The following is a 17245-nucleotide window of genomic DNA, read 5'->3' on the forward strand; positions in this document are numbered from 1 at the left end:
TCCCGGAAGTTTTAGTTCCATTGTGGAGGTTCTTTATGCAAAAATCAATAGTTATGCCGACAAGAATCGATATTGCGCTTCGATCAGACCGTTGTAAACGCCGCCTTTGGCGATCAGCTGATCATGTGTGCCTTGCTCAACGATGCGGCCATGATCCAGCACGACAATTTCATCAGCATTGCGAATCGTCGAGAGCCGGTGAGCGATCATGAAGGATGTGCGTCCAGCGAGAAGCGTCTTAAGCGCCTCTTGAATGTGAAGCTCCGTTTCCGTATCGATGCTGGCTGTCGCTTCGTCCAGAATGAGGACACGCGGATCGGACAGCAGCGCCCGTGCGAAGGAGAGCAGTTGTCTTTGTCCCATGGACAACACATTGCCGCGCTCTTCAACTTCCGTGTCATAGCCGTCCGGCAAGCTCATGATAAAATCATGGGCGTGAACAGCTTTGGCTGCTTCTACAATTTCGTGATCCGTCGCATCCAATCGTCCATAACGGATGTTGTCGCGGATCGTTCCAGCGAATATGAACGTATCCTGAAGGACAATACCAACCTGCGAACGCAAGCTGTCGATGGTCACGTCACGGATGTCTTTGCCATCGATTAGAACGCGTCCTTCCACCGGATCATAGAACCGGCAGAGCAGATTGATAATGGTACTTTTACCTGAGCCCGTATGGCCGACAAGCGCGATAGACTGCCCTGCCTTCACATCGAGACTGATGCCCTTGAGTGCCGGCCTTCCCTTCTCGTACTCGAACAGGATGTTGTCGAACTTCACGTCGCCGCGAATGCTGAGAAGCGGCTTGGCAGAACCCTGCTCGCCTACGGTAGGCTCCTCATCGATAAATTCGAAAATCCGCTCCGAGGAAGCCATCGCGATCAGCAATTGGTTGTACATTTGCCCCAGACGGTTGATCGGGTCCCAGAAGTTGCCGATATAATTGGCGAAACCGACAAGAACACCGATTGTAATTTCATTCGATTGAATAAGATGCGCGCCGTACCAGAACAAGATCAGCGTACCGATCGCAGAGGTTACCTCAATGACCGGACCAAACATCTGGTTAAGCGCCGATGCTTTGTTCCATGACTTCAAGTTGTCTTCGTTCATATTTTCGAAAAAGCTCATGTTGTCTTTCTCTTGTACGTACGCCTGCGTAATCTTCATCCCTTGAATACTCTCATTAAGGTGAGCGTTGATCCGGGACTGCTTCATCCGCACCGTCTGCCACGCGAAACGGATTCTTTTGCGGAGTGCAGTTGATACGATGAACATGAGCGGCACTGTAATCATAATCGCCAGACCCAGCTTAAAGTTCCATACGAGCAGGATGATGACGATCCCGACGAGCTGAACACAGTCCATAAGCAAGTTGACGACGCCGTTCGTGAACAAATCCTGCAGCGCGTTGACGTCATTCGTTACCCGGACCAGGACGGAGCCGGCAGGCCGCTTGTCATAGAACCGGAAGGAAAGCTTCTGAATATGCTGGAATAAATGATGGCGCAGATCGTAAATGACCTTCTGGCCGATAATGTTCGTGTACTTAATCCGGTACGTATTGGACGCCCATTGCACGATGAACAGCAAGAGCATGATTCCGGCAATCAAATAGAGCTTCGGAAAGCTTGTCGGCCCATTCCCATTGTCAGGAGCGATCGCCTGATCGATTGCCAGAATGACGAGAGCCGGTATGCCAAGGCGGGTCAATGTACCTAGAATCATCATAATAATGACTGGAATAAGTTCTTTCTTATAAGGGCTCATATAGACGAGCAAGCGGCGGACCTGCGCCCAGTTAAACGGCTTTTCGATCGCATCATCGTCCTTGTATATGAACCTGGAGTTTTTATCGTTTACATTCGATTTATTGGCACTCATTGTACGCTGCTCCTGTTCCGCTCCGACTCTGAGAGCTGCTGATCGATATAAGGATGATCCGCATATTGAATGTTGTAAGTATCGCGGTAAGGCCCAGCCTGCTTCAGCAGTTGTTCATGGGTACCGCGCTGTACGATATGGCCTTCATCAAGAACAATAATTTCGTCGGCATGACGCAAGGAGGATATCCGGTGCGCAATGATGAACGTCGTGCGTCCCTCCATCAATTCCTTGAAGCCCGCTTGAATTTCATGCTCCGTTTCCATATCGACCGCGCTCGTCGCGTCGTCGAGAATCAGGATACGCGGATTTTTGATCAAAGCGCGGGCAATGGCGATCCGCTGCTTCTGGCCGCCGGATAAGCCCATGCCGCGTTCCCCTACGACGGTGTCGTAGCCAAGCGGAAGCTCCATAATGAAATCATGCGCTTTTGCCATTTTCGCCGCTTTAATGATTTGTTCCTCGGTCACGTCACGAACGCCGTAAGCAATATTAGCGCGAATGGAAGCCGAGAACAGGAAGGTTTCCTGGAATACAGGCGCGATCTGGCTGCGCAGGCTTTCCGTATCCATATTGCGGATGTCGATTCCATCCAGCGTGATGGTGCCGTTTTTTACATTATAAGCACGCATCAGCAGTTGAATAATCGTCGATTTGCCGGAGCCCGTAGCACCAAGCAAGCCAATAACCGAGCCTGCAGGCGCATCAATCGATACATCTGTCAGAGCTGGCGATTTATCCGGATAATTGAACGTCACGCGGTCAAAGCGGACATGTCCTTTAACAGCTTCGCTTTCCAGTACGATCGCATGCTCGATGTTTTTGACATGGACATGCTCGTTCAGCAGGCCAAGCACCCGCTCGCCGGAAGCTTTCGATTGCGTGTAGTTGTTGATATGGAAGCCAATGCCCCACATCGGTCCGATAATGTACCAGATCAAGCTGAAGAAGGCTACAAGCTCGCCGAGCTTCAGGTCTCCTCTCATTACATAGGAACCGCCTACGATGAGCAGAATCACGACGCTCAGGTTGGCGAACAGCTCCATGTAAGGGAAAAACTTCGCCCATATCGTCGCGGCGCCAATCTGGTTCGTTTTGTACGCTTCGTTGCGGACCGCGAACTTAGTCACTTCATGCGGTTCTCTTGCAAAGGACTTAACGGTTCTTACACCCGTGATGTTTTCCTGCACAGCAGTCGTCAGGTTGCTCATCGCTTTCCGCATTTCGCGGAAGGCCGGGTGAATGTTCTTCTCAAACCGGATGGCCGAGAAAGCTAGTAGCGGAATCGTAACCAGCGTAATAAGCGTGAGCTGCCAGTGGATAGACATCATCATCGCCCCGCCAAATACCACCATCAGTACAACGTTCAAAATTTGCGCAAAGCCGAACCCGATGAAGTTGCGGATGGCTTCCAGATCGGCTGTCAGCCGCGACATCAAATCGCCTGTTTTCGCTTTATCATAATATTGGAAAGAAAGCGTTTGTAATTTGTCGTAACAGGCATTCCGAAGACGCAGCGCAACCCGGTTCCCCAGCCGGCCGCCAAAAAATCCGTGCAAAAATTGCATAAAGCCTTTGAAAGCAACGACGGCCACGACTGTTAAAGCGAGCGCCGGCACCTTTTCAAACTTGCTTTCCTTGATGACATCGTCGATGAGGATGCGAAGCATGTTCGGATACACCAGACCGAGCGCCGTCGCACACATCAGACAGATGATGGAAGTCAGCAGAAACTTTCGTTCCACCCAATAAAATCGCTTTAGCTGTCTAAAGACGTCCAAGTAAATCCATCTCCCCGTTCTATTTTTATAAGTATGAGTTGAATATTATCAGCATCATCTAGGAGGAGCAAACTGTAGAAATTTCCGAATATTTGACTATATGAGCCCAATTTGGCGAATAAGAACAGTGGAGGGGGTAATGCTCCCAAATCGTCCAAAATCGTCCCTTAGGTGTGTGTATTGCTCCATTTTTGCACAGAATCACACTGTCTATAAAAAAATGCACCCAGCCGCTCTTGTGAGCAGCCGGATGCATTAAGCGAATAACGATATAGATATTGAAAGATCGTTTACATTTGGATATCAATTAATTGTTGATGCAGCGTCTGAAGCTCTTCAACATTCGCATTATCGGCTAAAGATTTTTGCATGCCTGCTGCAAAACTGGACAAATCGGACAACAGGGCGTCGCCTGCAGCCGCAGCCGCTTGTGACCACCATTCGCCATAAAGCTCCGTCCAGCTTTCACTGTGAGCATTCATCCACGCTTGCAGCGCAGGCGTTACGAACGGCTCCAGCTCTTTGCGGAGCGTCGCTTTGCCGTCGCCTTCAAAAAACTGGCGAGGCGATTTGAACCTGCCCCAAAGCCACTTGGCATCGATCGCTGCGGACGGTGTCCATTCAGCAACCGCGTCCGGCGTCGGCAGGCTCGCCGTTTCGTATGGAATGCCGGAATAGCCATTAATGAGCAATTCCAGCTTCTCCGAGCATCCCGCATACTGCTTCTGAAGCAGGCTGTTCAAATTGCGCTCCATACGAAGCGTGGTCGCCTGCAGCTCCTGCGACAGCTCCATTTGGACAAGGCGCTGAAGCTCCAGCCATGACGTCCATATCATTTTGCGCAAATCGCGGCCGTCATCCTGCAGCGTCGAAGGGTTGAACGCATAATTGTAAAACTCTCCAAAACGCAGCTGGATACGCTGCACGACGTAGTACAGCAGCTCGTTCAGCTCTTGCGCCAGCTGAGCAGGCGCGGCTGCCGACTTGAACCCGTCGACGGCCGTAGCGGCTTCGGCCTGTCTTTGCGTCAGCAGCGCACTTTCCCGCTGACGGGAAGCCGCATCCCCAGCCGCACTGTTCAGCCAGCCTTGAACAGTCGCAGCCGCTCTGGCAATTTCCTGCTCCGCTGCATCGACAGCCAGCTTTCCGAGATCATTTTGTACAAATTGAAGGAATGATTGCTCGAATGCAGCAACGCCGGATTGCTCCAGCTTGCCTTCGTCCCCCGCTTGCTTCGCATCCAGGGCGTCCAGACTGGATACCGGGAAGAGACGCGGATTGCGGATGCCGTGCTGCAGGAGGTTTTGCCCGACATGCTTCAGCACGCCCTGCAGCTCCTCCTCATCTGCAGCCAGATCGGCAGCATTGACGAGGAAAAACATTTTATCCAGTTCAAATTGATCCTTCACGCGGCCGAGCTGCATTAAGAACTGCCGGTCAGCTTGCGAGAAAGCATGATTATAATAGGTCACGAACAATACAGCGTCCGCGTTTTTAATATAATTGAAGGCAACGCCGGTGTGGCGGGCATTGACCGAATCCGCTCCCGGCGTATCAACGAGCACGATGCCTTGCCGGGTAAGCGGGCAATCATAATAGAGCTCGATCTCGCTTACGAAGCAGGAACGGGATTCCTCCGCTACGAACAGCTCGTATTCCGCTTGCGATACGGTCAACGATTGGCCAAGCTGCCCTTCGTGACGTTCCCAGCCGCTGCGTGCAGCGCGCAGGAAGCTGTAGTGCGGTCTGCCGCCTGCGTGAATCGCGTCAGGCGACAGCTTGTCGATTGCGCGCATAATCGCCGCAGCGTCCGGCAGCGCGCTGGCAGAAGCATCCTCGCCAAGCAGGTTAAGCGAGTAGCGCAGATCTTCAATTATGGCGTCGCGCGACTTCATTACGACAGTCGCCGTGCCATGCTCGTGCTCCGCCGTAGGCGGCACGAGCCGGTTGATCGCCGCGGTCGTCGGATTCGGCGATACCGGCAGCGCCGGCTCGCCGATCAGCGCATTCGCGAGCGATGATTTGCCCGCGCTGAATGCACCGAACAGCGCGATCGTGAACCGGCTTTGCTGCAGCCGGTTCGCTTTGTCGCGCATAGCGCTGCCCGCAGCTGCCAGCAGCGCGTGCGGCTCCAGCAGCGCAGCCGCGCGCTGCAGCCGCTCGGCGGCGCCGCGCTGCTGCGCAAGCGCCGCTCCGCCAGCGAGCGCTGCGCCCGCGCTGGCGCGTGCAGCGGCGCTTTGCGGCGCGCGTGCAGGCTGCGTCGCCTGTGGCGCTGGCGCAGCAGCAGCCGCTGCCGCGTCCACGGCAGCCGGCTGCACAGACGCGCCGGCAGCGCTGCGGGCTGCGCTTGGCGCCGGCAGCGCCGGGCGAGGCGCCTGCGGCGGCAGCGCATCAGCGAGACGCGCTGCGTGCGAAGCCGCTAGCGCCTCCAGCGCCTCAAGCTGCGCCAAGGCGCCCGCTTGCGAGCCTAATGAAGCAAGCTGCTCTTGCGCAGCTGCCGCTGCTGTCTCGCTCGCTGTTGCCGCGTATTGAACCAGCTCATCGACAAGTTCAAATGCTCGTTTGCGGTACACACTCTTCACTTGACCTTCCAGCTCGCGGGAATAAGTCATCGTGTATTCATTGCCGAATACGGCACCAGTATTCACAAGCTCGATCAGCCACTGCGGCTGAGGCTGCCAGTTGAAGGTTTGTTCAAACAGCGGCTCTAGACGATCCGCTGGAAAGCCGATTCCTTCCGCCGCTTTACGCAGATAGTCCTTCACATGCCAATCGATAGCCGCGTTCACTTGACCGCTGAAATCAGTGCGGAAAGCTTCCAGCCGCCGTTCCTGCTCCGCGGCGGTTTTTGCGCCTGCAAACAACAGGCCGGCCTTAAAGCCCGGCTTGCGGCTCTCTAGAAACGCATGCGCTTTGTCGCGAATCGGCGCTGGCGTAATGATCGCACTATCAATCAGCGCCTGCAGCTCGCGCCGGAATTCGACGCGAACGTTATCCGGCTCCGCCTTCAGCCGCTCCAGCTCAGTCCGAAGCCCGTCAATTTCCGATTGCACGAGTGCTGCTGCTTCTTCGCCTCCCGCTTCTGCAAGCAGACGCTCACGCTCCGGCTCCGATTTCAGTTCAAGCGTCTTGGCATGCTCAGCCAGCAGATGTCTTAGCGAAGCATCCACGCTGTACTCGGACAACGGCTCACGAAGCTCTGCCAGACGTCCCAGCAGCGCCAATAGCTCATCCCATTGCTGATGCGGATGATCCGGCTGGCGCAACGACAAATAAACGATCCCTGCCGGCTCTAAATGCCAAGCTTGGAACGCTTCTGCTACACTGCTCCGGTATTGCTCGAAAGAAAGCTCCCGTTCACGATGCTTGTCGATTTGATTCACTATGAAATATAAGGGCTTGCCCCAGTCTTTCAACTGTTTGGCGAAAGCGAAATTAATTTCAGATTGGACATGGTTGTAGTCCATTACATAGAACACGACATCGGCCAAATGCAGCGCCGATTCCGTAGCCATCCGGTGTGCATCATCCGTCGAGTCGATACCCGGCGTATCAAGCAGTACCGTATGATTGCCTAGCCGTTCCGTCGGATAGGTAATGGCGACCGATGCGATGCCTTCCCCGTCCTTGCAGTAAGCGTCAAGTTCGTCTAAAGGCACCTCTACATGCTTACTCGTTCCATTCTGAATTTGTACGATGCTGGCCTGCGCCTTTTCCCCTCCCCGGATCGAGACGACGTTAGCGCTCGTCGGGATCGGGCTTGAAGGCAGCAGCTGCGCGCCGCACAGCCTGTTGATCAGCGTTGACTTGCCGGCGGAGAAATGGCCGCAAAAAGCAACAGTAAGCCGACCCTCGGTCAGCTTACTGTTCAGCTCCAACGCTTGGCTGGCATGAAGCGCATCTCCGGCAGCAGCCATCTGGTCTGCCGCAAAGGCGATTGCATCCGCCATGCTTTTGAGCGTCGTTTCTACCATGGCTTATACAGCTTCCTCTTCAGCAGGCAGGCAAATTTCAAATACGTTGCCATGCTGCAAAATCATAATGTTGCGCTCTTTCTCCTTCATTACAACTACCTCTGGTTTTTGGCGCATGCGCTCGATGTATTGATCAGGTACATCGCCGGAGCCGCTAACCGTTACGCCTTCCACGAGGATGTCTTCGTTCTCTTCAGGAGGAGCTTCCAGCACCTGCTCATAAATATCGGAGAACAGCTCAAAATTGTTCGTGTAAACGGAAATGCACTTCATCTTCATCATCCTTCATTGGCTATTTTCGGTTTCATTGCCTTATTTTTAGTTTTCTTCACGATGCCCGGCTTCATACGTTTCTGACCTTCCTTGCATAAATCCAGCAGCGGGCAAATGGGGCATTGCGGATTTTGCGCTTTGCAGTGATACCGGCCGAAGAAGATCAGCCAGTGATGCGTTAGCGTCCATTCGTCCATCGGCACCAGCTTCATCAGCTTCTTTTCTACTTCAAGCACTGTATCATCCGGTTTAGCCAAAGCGAGCCGTTTTGATACCCGGTCCACATGTGTATCCACTGCAATGGCCGGTACGCCAAATGCGTTGGAGACGACCACATTCGCAGTCTTCCGGCCTACACCCGGAAGCTCCGTCAGCTGTTCATGCTTGGACGGCACTTCGCCGTCGTACTTGTCAATCAGAATGCGGCAAAGCTTCTGTATGTTGGACGCCTTGCTGCGGAATAGGCCAATTCTCCTAATATCCTGCTCCAGCTCTTCCAACGGTACAGCCAAGTAATCTTCCGGTTTTTTATACTTTTCGAACAGAGATACAGTCACCTTATTAACGGTTTCATCCGTACACTGCGCGGAGAGCAATACCGCAATCGTAAGCTCGAATGGATTGCTGTGACGCAACTCGCAATGCGCATCGGGGAACATCTCTGCCAATGTATCCAGTATATGGCGCATCTTCTGCTTCGCATTCATCGTCCTTCGCTCCCCCATCCAAACACTATCGTTCAAAGTGTAGCGAAATTTGTCACGGTGCGCAACCATTATAAGCGGTAAATAAAGAAAAAAACTGCCCGGAGGGGCAGTTTTTTCACATAACCTTACGATTTTACACTTTTTTAATTTCATAGGCCTTATTGCGGAACCCGTAAACGATGATGGCATCTCCGCTTTTCAGCGTACTGATTGCAATGTTATCGCCTTTATAGGTCACTTTCGTCTCCTCCGTCACACGGAAGAAGTTGGCATTGTCAGCCGAGGATGTCATTAACGTCCATAACGTGCTGTCCGATGCGCTGTACGAAGTAAATGTACGCTGCTCGCCTACCGCAACGTTCACGATGACAGTATCCCCTGCATCCAAGTACACCTCAACAATGTCCCCCGCTTGCAGCAGCGAGAGATTCGCAGCCGAGCTTGTTCCCTTGTTTACTTTAAAGCTGCCGCCTACCGAAATAGACTTAGTCGTACCGTTCTTAAAGGCTACGACAAAGCCTGTTGTATTAACGGATTGAATCGTCCCATACGTGTATTCGATCGCTTTCACGTATTGAATCGCTTTGCCGATATACGCAACATTAATATTCGTGCCAAGCGAAAGCTTGTCGACTGACAGCTTCGTGCCCTTCTCATCGGTAATATCAATACCGGACAGATCCAGATCACGAGTTGCAGAGCCAACTCCCGTCGATACCGTTACTCTCTTGTTCTGGCTGTTAATAGAGGTAACTGTATATTGGAACGTTTTATGCAATTGGATCGTCGACGCCTTCGTTTGATTGGAATCCAAAAGCGCAGTGATCGTATCTCCAACCTTCAGATCAGTCAAAGTACCGTAAGATTGACCGCCCAGCTCAACAGTCGGGCCGCTAACGTAAGGTACGCTGATGATCGCTTTGCCGTCGTTCAAACTGATCGTGTTGCTGGACGTATTAATTGAAGTGATAACGCCCGTTTGCTTATAAATAAATTGTACCGAGATAGCAGCTTGGCCGGATGCGTTAATGTTGAGCTTCCGCCCTTTTGTCAAATATTCAGCTGCATCTGCTATGGAGATGGCTTTGCCGTTATAATCGATTTTCGTTTTATCATTCAAGTAAATAATAGAAGCATTTTTGCCGGAGGCATCAATGATAACCATCATCTTCTTGTCTGGCGAGTAGCTCTCTACCGTTGCCCCGTTCAACGTTTCTACATTGCGGTTCACGACCTTCACAGCCGTAACCCGGTCATTGTCATTGATCGTCAGCTCGATTTCATCGGCTTCCTTCACCAGATCATCGATCGTTGCTGAGGTGATGCCAGGAATCGTCACATCAACCTTGCTGGCCAAAAACTTGGTGACCAGCTCTTTGTTCGCATCCATATAAGTAATAATCGTATTGTCCGCGTTGAAAAATTGTCCTTTAACCGTTCCAGCTCCGGTCTGCTGATCAGCAACCAACTTCACGGCCAGACGTTGGTCACGGAATTTATCGAGGGTAATTGTCAAGCTGCTGTCGCGTTTCAAATCAGCAAGCTTAAGCGTATTGCCCGACAGATCGAGAATCGTCAAATCATCGCCAAAGTTGATTTTAACTGGCTCATCATTGATCCATACATAAATATATTTGCCTGCCGCATTCACGCGGTCCAGCTTTGCAGTAATCGTCTCGACCTGCTGCTCATCGCTGAGCGACTCCAAATACAGTGCTTTGCCGGATTTCGCAATAGCGGAAATTTTCGTATACAGCTTAATAGCCGAAGCGGATATCGCCGTATCACTGTCTGCCCGGTAGAATAACGTGTCCGAACCAACTGTATACGTCTGCTCGGTACCACCGTTATATACCGTAACCGAGCTGCTGCTCAGCTTCGTTACGATACCGTTAATTTGCCCTTCGTACTGCACGGGGAAAAGAGCTTCGGCGCGGCTGAACAGCGCTGCCAGGCTCATCCGGTTGACCGGCGCCTTCGGATCGAATTTATCCGCAGTTACACCCTTTACCAGCCCTAATGACACGCTTGCATTCACATAACCGCGATAGTTGGAGGCGATTTGAGCATCGTCGTTGAAGGCTGATTTCGTATTGGCAAGTTGAAGTGCTTTATTGTTTTCGCCAATTGCGCGAACAAGCAGCTTCGTTATCCATTCCCTGGAAGCGGCAATATCGCCCCAGCCTTTGCCGCCGTTGCCGGCAGCGATAGCAAACTCTTCTTTCTCATCCAAAATGCCTTTATCCAAGGCATATTTCACGTAAGGCTTGAAATAGGCGCTTACTTTGAAAGTATCCGGGAACGTTACCGTACCTCCGACTTGCACTTCGTTCTGGAGTCCGGCGAACCGAAGCGCCATTACAATGGCTTCCTCCTGCGTCACGCTTTTGGCTGGACGGAATTCCGAAGTTCCGTTAGCAGTCACATATCCGTTTACGATGCCTTGCAGCGCAAGCTTGGCAATGTGCTTCTCGGCCCAGTGACCGGCGCTAACGTCAGTAAAAGGAGTATTTCCAACCGCTGCGGCAAACGCCGATTGAGCGGGGAGGATGGCTGGCACACCGCCGGCAAGCAAAGTAAAAGCTAGTGCACTGGCTACTAATTTGGTACGGGAAGATTGCGATGGCATGTATGAATTTCCTCCTTATAATATTGCTGTTTCTATAGGCAACTGCTCTATTATCTATTCTTGTGCGGAACGCAGCGTCGGATGCTCCAATTCAATATGGCCCATAAGACTTTCAGCAGGCTGGCCGTCTACCAGCAGATCATAGGACTGGACAAAATCGAATTGGAACAGCGTTTGCTCCAAGTTATCCAGCACCATGGCTTCACCCGGCGCCCCAAGTCTTGCTTCATCCGGCAAGTGAATATCGACCGTTACCTGGCCGTTCTCCAGCTTAACCGACAATAGCTCGATGGGCTTCCACAGCGATTGGGCTTCTCCCTCGCCTTCCGCTTGCAATGCCTTAACGGCCTGCTCCACTAACTCGGCATCATCGCTGTATTCAACGTCCGCTTGCTGCTTAATTGCAGCGTTAAATTCTTTATCGGCAAAATAGACGTCAATCTTTGCCTCTTTTTTAGCCGGCTCCGTAGGCTCAGGCGATGCGGTTGGCGTTGCTGTCGGCTCCTCCGTGGGAGCCGAGCCGCCTTTCGTTGCAGAGTTGCCGCCGCATGCTGTTGTAATAGCTGCCAGCAGCAGCAGTGGCAGTACCCACTTGATCGGTTTACGCATGATGTTGCTCACTCGCTTTCTTATGAAAGTTTCAAGTACTCTTTAATGCCCGCTACGATCGCTTGCGCCATTTTAGTCTGGGCAGCATCGCTGAACAATGTGTTAGAGTCCGACAGATTGGAGAGGAAGCCTGCTTCCAGCAGCACAGCCGGCATTGTCGTCTCCCGGATTACATGGAAACTTTCCTTCTTCACACCTCTGTCCTTGAGGCCTGTCCCTTTCGCGAAATGCTTGTGAATGACGTTAGCGAATGCTTTGCTGTCTTCGCGATAATAATAGGTTTCCGAGCCCGAAACATCCGCTTTCGGATTGCTGTTCGCATGAATGGATACGAATAAGTCCGCTTTATTGTTTTTTGCAAACGTGACGCGGTTCGCAAGGGTTACAAAATTGTCATCCGGCCGGCTGAGCAGCGGCTTAATATTTTTCTCTTTATCGAGCAGCGCTTTCACCTTCAACGACAAAGCCAAGTTGAATTCCTTCTCCCATTTGCCAGTCAAAATACTTTTCGCGCCCGGATCGGTGCCTCCATGGCCAGCGTCAATTACGACGTTGTAAATCTTATTCGTTGGAGGATTCGGATCCACTGGCGTTGTTGGAGTTGTTGGATCGGTAGGTGTTGTCGGATCAGTAGGCGTTGTTGTCGCACCATCCGTCATGCTAATGCGCAGCTCATTGGTACCCGGCGTCAACTCAACACCTGCATCGGCTGACAGATCAAGCACGATACGCGCAGTTACAGGACTATTGGAGAACAAGGAATATCTGATTTGCGTCAGTGTAGCATGTCCCGTTACCGGAATTTTCCCTTCAGCACCGCTAAATTGCGCGGCGAGCTCATCCGTATACCCTACGTTCGGAAAATCAATAACGATCCGCTTAGGGTTGTCCAGCTTGAACGGCGTCTTTGCCGTTGCCGCTCCTTCATAATTGATTACGATACCGTTCATCCCGTCATACTGGATAGAAGTCAGCTTGCCTAGCGGATCTGTTGACGGCGTAGAAGGCTCCGTAGGGTTTGTAGGGTCTACCGGCTTGTCATCCTTGTACATATACACGGACTTGGAGTCGTTGTTCCATACGACCTTAATGCCAAGATTATCCCCGATGAAGCGGAGAGGGATAAGGGTATTCCCTTTCAGCACGACTGCAGGCGTGTCCATTTGCACTTTTTCGTTGTTTACCAATGCGATGCTGTCGTTGATCTTCAAGATGATTTCGTCAGTTTCACTATGTATGATGACTGTCTGCGACTGCTCCATCCAGGTTACCTTGTAACCAATGCTTTCGGATACAAGTCTAATCGGAACAATCGTATACCCTTTTTGAACGATCTGCGGATCTACTGTTGGCTTCAACAGCTGATCGTTCAAATACAGCTTCGGAACAACAGCCGCGCTAGCGGCTTGTCCGACGCCGGCAAATAAAGTGAACAATACCGACATAAACAACAAAATGGGTACAAACTTCTTCATTTTCCACCTCGATGACTGAAATTGCCCGCATCGAATGTGCTCATTCGACTTAACCAGACAATTTTTAGACGCATGAAGGCAGAAAAAGTTGCGTGCTTGGACAATGTTTTAGGTTTTTCTTTCCTGTCCCGGAAAACGTTGCACACACTGGTTCCTTACCCAGTAATTAACGATTATAAACAAAAACGGCCCCCTGTTTGGGGGGACCGTCTTCTCATAAGCTGCGTATTAACCAAGTTTAGCGGCGATTTTTTGCTCATACGCCGTAATTTTGTCTTCATGCTTCAGCGTCAGGCCGATATCGTCCAGACCTTGCAGCAGGAATTGGCGGCGGTGCTCGTCAAGATCAAAGGAAAGGTCCAGGCCGTACTCATCCGTAAGGCGCTTGTTTTCCAGATCGACAGTCAGCTTGTAGCCGTCGTTTTTCGCCGTGCGCTGGAACAGGTCTTCGACTTGCTCTTCGCTCAGCTTGATTGGCAGAATGCCGTTTTTGAAGCAGTTGTTGTAGAAAATATCCGCGTACGAAGGCGCGATTACGACTTGATAGCCGTAGTCCAAAATCGCCCAAGGCGCGTGCTCACGGGAAGATCCGCAGCCGAAGTTGGCACGGGAGATCAAGACGGAAGCGCCTTGATAACGCGGCTTGTTGGGCTCGAAATCAGCGTTTACTTCACCGTTTTCGTGAAAGCGCCATTCGAAGAACAGAAATTGGCCAAAGCCGCTGCGCTCGATGCGTTTCAGAAATTGTTTAGGGATGATAGCGTCCGTGTCGACATTTACGCGGTCGACCGGGGCAACGATGCCCGTTAGTTGTTTGAATGGTTCCATATCGGTAATACCCCTCTCTTCACACGTTCAATTAGTTCAACACTTCGGATTTAACGTTCCAGTCGCGTACATCGGTAAAGCGTCCGTTAACCGCTGCAGCCACTGCCATTGCCGGCGATACAAGGTGCGTACGTCCGCCGCGGCCTTGACGGCCTTCGAAGTTACGGTTGGAAGTCGATGCGCAGCGTTGGCCCGGTTGAAGCACGTCCGGGTTCATCGCAAGGCACATGGAGCAGCCCGCTTCACGCCATTCGAATCCAGCTTCGATAAATACTTTGTCGAGGCCTTCTTTTTCCGCTTGGATTTTAACACGGCCAGAGCCTGGAACGACGATAGCTGTTACGCGGTCGCTGACTTTGTAGCCGCGAGCGATTTCCGCTGCAGCGCGAAGGTCTTCGATACGTCCGTTCGTACAGGAACCGATAAATACATAATCGATTTCGATTTCAGTCATCGGTGTGCCTGGTTTCAGATCCATATATTCAAGCGCTTTTTCTGCTGCTTTGCGCTCGTTTTCCGTAGGCAGATCTTGAGGGAATGGAACTTTGGACGTAATGTCCGTACCCATGCCCGGGCTTGTGCCCCAAGTTACTTGCGGGATCAGCGAGTCTACGTCGAAGTCCACAATGGTGTCATAGCTTGCGCCTTCGTCAGTCGTCAGCTGTTTCCATTCTGCAACTGCTGCATCGTAGTTCGCAGGTGCGTACTCGCGGCCTTTCAGGTAGTTGAAAGTCGTTTCGTCCGGTGCGATCAGACCAGCGCGCGCGCCGCCTTCGATCGACATGTTGCAGACCGTCATACGCTCTTCCATTGTCAAAGTACGGATGGCTTCGCCTGTGTACTCGATTACGTAGCCTGTTGCAAAGTCAGTACCGTATTGCGCAATAACGCCCAGGATCAAGTCCTTTGCCGTTACGCCTGGTTTGCGGCTGCCTTTGAAGCGGACTTCCATCGTTTTTGGCTTCGATTGCTGCAAGCATTGCGTAGCCATAACGTGTTCGACTTCGGATGTACCGATACCGAAAGCAAGTGCGCCAAACGCGCCGTGTGTCGAAGTGTGGCTGTCGCCGCAAACGATCGTTTTGCCCGGGTGCGTCAGGCCGATTTCCGGACCCATAACGTGAACGACACCTTGGTCGATGTTATCGAGGTCAAACAGCTTTACGCCAAAATCTTTACAGTTTTGCGTAAGCGTGTCGATTTGCTGCTTGGAGATCGGATCTGTAATATTGTAACGATCTTTCGTCGGTACATTGTGATCCATCGTTGCGAAAGTCAGATCCGGGCGGCGCACTTTGCGGCCCGACATCCGAAGTCCTTCGAAAGCTTGCGGCGAAGTTACTTCGTGCACCAGCTGCAGATCGATATAAATGATGCTCGGCTGGCCTTCCTCTTGATGAATGACGTGATTGTCCCAAATTTTTTCAAACATTGTTCTTTTCGTCATTATGTTCACCCCGTCTTATCAATGTTTCTCTATAGCTCTTATTAAGATGGAACTAGCATAGCATTTCTTTCTTGATTGATCTAAGATATAATATCTATAACGTTTATAGGTATCAGCTATAGAAGTTGCGTAAGCGCGTATGAATGAGAATACCCCATCTATCAGTGAGAATAGAGAGAAAACCTATTTTTGAAAGGGAGAATTTTTCCGCTATGGAACTTAGACAACTTCAGTATGTCAAACAGATTGCACTTGAAAAAAACTTCTCCCGCGCTGCCGAAAAGCTCCATATTGCCCAGCCTTCTCTCAGCCAGCAGCTGTCCAAGCTGGAGCAAGAGCTGGGCGTGCTTCTATTCCGGCGCACGACCAATTCTGTCGAGTTAACTCAGGCGGGCGAAGTTTTCATCACCAAATCACAGACCATTCTCGACGCCGTCGAGCAATTGAAGCAGGAAATGGACGATATGGCGCAAATGCGGCGCGGCCGTCTCGTCGTCGGGACGATGCCAATAACGGGTGCACATATTTTGCCGCACGTGCTGCCTGTGTTCGGCGAATTGTATCCGCAAATTGAAGTGGTGCTGATGGAGGAAACCTCGGCGAGGCTTGAGCAGCTGACCGCCAGCGGCGGCACCGACATCAGCCTGCTCTCCTTGCCTTTGGAGGACTCCTCCCTCGCATGGGAAGTATTAATGGAAGAAGAAATCTGTCTGGCTGTGCCTCCACAGCATCGCCTTGCCGGAGCTGACGCTCCGCTGAAGATTAAAGAGCTGAAGGATGAATCCTTCATCGGCCTCAAAAAGGGACAGGGCTTCCGGCAAATTACGGTCGAGCTCTGCCAGCGCTCCGGCTTCACGCCGAATATCGTCTTCGAAAGCAGCAACATGGAGACGATTCAATCACTAGTCGCCGGCGGCATGGGCATCGCCTTCGTACCCCGTATGCTCACCCGCTACCGGGGAAGCGAGTTCGCTCCCGCTTACTTGCCGCTAGCTGACAACCCTTCACGCACGCTGGTCATCGCCTACCGTAAGGGCCGCTACCTCTCGAAAGCGGCCGACGCTTTCATCCGGACGATGAATAGTACGATGAGCCAGTATTAGAGTGATGGAGCTGTGATAGCTCTGGCTGTGATTTAGCTGTAACTGTAATGCTCTATGCTCTAACCTAACTCTAAATTGGCTTTCACGTAACTGACTCCACCTAGTAACTAACTATTCTAACGAAGAAGCTTCGCTAATTTGCGGAGCTTTTTTCGTTGCACATGTCCGCATTTTGCCGGTAAACGTCTATAACGCAGGTTTTTCGCTATAGTGTAAACACATTTCCTTATTGAGAAAAAATGTCCATTATTGACCCCCTAATGGCTCAAAATCGAAGAAAGTACAGTAAGGTAGCGAAGTTACTTACGTTAAATAGCGAAGCTGGTTCGCTAATCCGAAACAACGAACCAGCTTCGCTATTTAACGGAGCTTTTTTCGTTATAGATGCCTGCATTTGGACTGAAAACGTCTATAACGCAGGTTTTTTCGCTATAGTGTAGACGCATTTCCTTATTGAGAAAAAATGTGCATTACTGATCCTCTATTTGCTCAAAATCGCCGAAAGATCAGCTAGGTAGTGAAGTTACTTCCGTTA

At 51.4% G+C, this 17245-nt stretch carries 11 protein-coding genes; 1 reads left to right on the forward strand and 10 read right to left on the reverse strand.

Features of this window, described 5'->3' with window-relative positions; all coding sequences use genetic code 11:
• Nucleotides 1-51 precede the first annotated feature (51 nt).
• The 10 genes from ACFVVF_RS05440 to leuC form a co-directional block, all read right to left on the reverse strand.
• Nucleotides 52-1884: an ABC transporter ATP-binding protein gene (locus ACFVVF_RS05440; protein WP_387806120.1), complete on the reverse strand. Its 1833-nt coding sequence runs from the start codon at nucleotides 1882-1884 to the stop codon at nucleotides 52-54.
• Complete coding sequence (locus ACFVVF_RS05445; protein ID WP_387806123.1) at nucleotides 1881-3665, reverse strand: ABC transporter ATP-binding protein; 1785 nt, start codon at nucleotides 3663-3665, stop codon at nucleotides 1881-1883. The genes ACFVVF_RS05440 and ACFVVF_RS05445 overlap by 4 nt, the downstream gene beginning before the upstream one ends.
• A gap of 290 nt (nucleotides 3666-3955) precedes the next feature.
• The gene (locus ACFVVF_RS05450) at nucleotides 3956-7639 is read right to left on the reverse strand and encodes a dynamin family protein (protein ID WP_387806125.1); all 3684 of its coding nucleotides are present in this window, start codon (nucleotides 7637-7639) and stop codon (nucleotides 3956-3958) included.
• A gap of 3 nt (nucleotides 7640-7642) precedes the next feature.
• Nucleotides 7643-7912, reverse strand: coding sequence for an NAD/NADP transhydrogenase alpha subunit (locus tag ACFVVF_RS05455; RefSeq protein ID WP_387806127.1), 270 nt, complete (start codon nucleotides 7910-7912; stop codon nucleotides 7643-7645).
• A gap of 5 nt (nucleotides 7913-7917) precedes the next feature.
• Nucleotides 7918-8619: an endonuclease III gene (gene nth, locus ACFVVF_RS05460; RefSeq protein ID WP_387806130.1), complete on the reverse strand. Its 702-nt coding sequence runs from the start codon at nucleotides 8617-8619 to the stop codon at nucleotides 7918-7920.
• A gap of 133 nt (nucleotides 8620-8752) precedes the next feature.
• Nucleotides 8753-11248: an S-layer homology domain-containing protein gene (locus ACFVVF_RS05465; protein ID WP_387806132.1), complete on the reverse strand. Its 2496-nt coding sequence runs from the start codon at nucleotides 11246-11248 to the stop codon at nucleotides 8753-8755.
• A 54-nt stretch (nucleotides 11249-11302) separates the two neighbouring features.
• Nucleotides 11303-11857: a GerMN domain-containing protein gene (locus tag ACFVVF_RS05470; protein ID WP_387806135.1), complete on the reverse strand. Its 555-nt coding sequence runs from the start codon at nucleotides 11855-11857 to the stop codon at nucleotides 11303-11305.
• A 20-nt stretch (nucleotides 11858-11877) separates the two neighbouring features.
• The gene (locus ACFVVF_RS05475) at nucleotides 11878-13332 is read right to left on the reverse strand and encodes an N-acetylmuramoyl-L-alanine amidase family protein (protein WP_387806137.1); all 1455 of its coding nucleotides are present in this window, start codon (nucleotides 13330-13332) and stop codon (nucleotides 11878-11880) included.
• 228 nt (nucleotides 13333-13560) lie between these two features.
• Complete coding sequence (gene leuD / locus ACFVVF_RS05480; protein WP_387806139.1) at nucleotides 13561-14160, reverse strand: 3-isopropylmalate dehydratase small subunit; 600 nt, start codon at nucleotides 14158-14160, stop codon at nucleotides 13561-13563.
• 31 nt (nucleotides 14161-14191) lie between these two features.
• Nucleotides 14192-15607 carry a 3-isopropylmalate dehydratase large subunit gene (leuC, locus tag ACFVVF_RS05485; protein ID WP_387806141.1) on the reverse strand — a complete coding sequence of 472 codons (1416 nt, stop codon included), beginning with the start codon at nucleotides 15605-15607 and terminating at the stop codon, nucleotides 14192-14194.
• Between the two features lie 212 nt (nucleotides 15608-15819).
• Here leuC and ACFVVF_RS05490 point away from each other — a divergent pair, with 212 nt between their 5' ends.
• Entirely contained in the window at nucleotides 15820-16710 is an 891-nt protein-coding gene (locus tag ACFVVF_RS05490; RefSeq protein WP_387806142.1) for a LysR family transcriptional regulator, read from the forward strand.
• Nucleotides 16711-17245 lie beyond the last annotated feature (535 nt).

The organism is Paenibacillus sp. NPDC058174 (assembly GCF_042883865.1).
Lineage (GTDB): Bacteria > Bacillota > Bacilli > Paenibacillales > Paenibacillaceae > Pristimantibacillus.

Excerpts from the sequence above, each read along its gene's own strand:
- ACFVVF_RS05440 (WP_387806120.1), bottom strand. The coding sequence starts at position 1,884 with ATGAGTGCCAATAAATCGAATGTAAACGATAAAAACTCCAGGTTCATA.
- ACFVVF_RS05450 (WP_387806125.1), bottom strand. The coding sequence starts at position 7,639 with ATGGTAGAAACGACGCTCAAAAGCATGGCGGATGCAATCGCCTTTGCG.
- ACFVVF_RS05455 (WP_387806127.1), bottom strand. The coding sequence starts at position 7,912 with ATGAAGTGCATTTCCGTTTACACGAACAATTTTGAGCTGTTCTCCGAT.
- nth (WP_387806130.1), bottom strand. The coding sequence starts at position 8,619 with ATGAATGCGAAGCAGAAGATGCGCCATATACTGGATACATTGGCAGAG.
- ACFVVF_RS05465 (WP_387806132.1), bottom strand. The coding sequence starts at position 11,248 with ATGCCATCGCAATCTTCCCGTACCAAATTAGTAGCCAGTGCACTAGCT.
- ACFVVF_RS05470 (WP_387806135.1), bottom strand. The coding sequence starts at position 11,857 with ATGCGTAAACCGATCAAGTGGGTACTGCCACTGCTGCTGCTGGCAGCT.
- ACFVVF_RS05475 (WP_387806137.1), bottom strand. The coding sequence starts at position 13,332 with ATGAAGAAGTTTGTACCCATTTTGTTGTTTATGTCGGTATTGTTCACT.
- leuD (WP_387806139.1), bottom strand. The coding sequence starts at position 14,160 with ATGGAACCATTCAAACAACTAACGGGCATCGTTGCCCCGGTCGACCGC.
- leuC (WP_387806141.1), bottom strand. The coding sequence starts at position 15,607 with ATGACGAAAAGAACAATGTTTGAAAAAATTTGGGACAATCACGTCATT.
- ACFVVF_RS05490 (WP_387806142.1), top strand. The coding sequence starts at position 15,820 with ATGGAACTTAGACAACTTCAGTATGTCAAACAGATTGCACTTGAAAAA.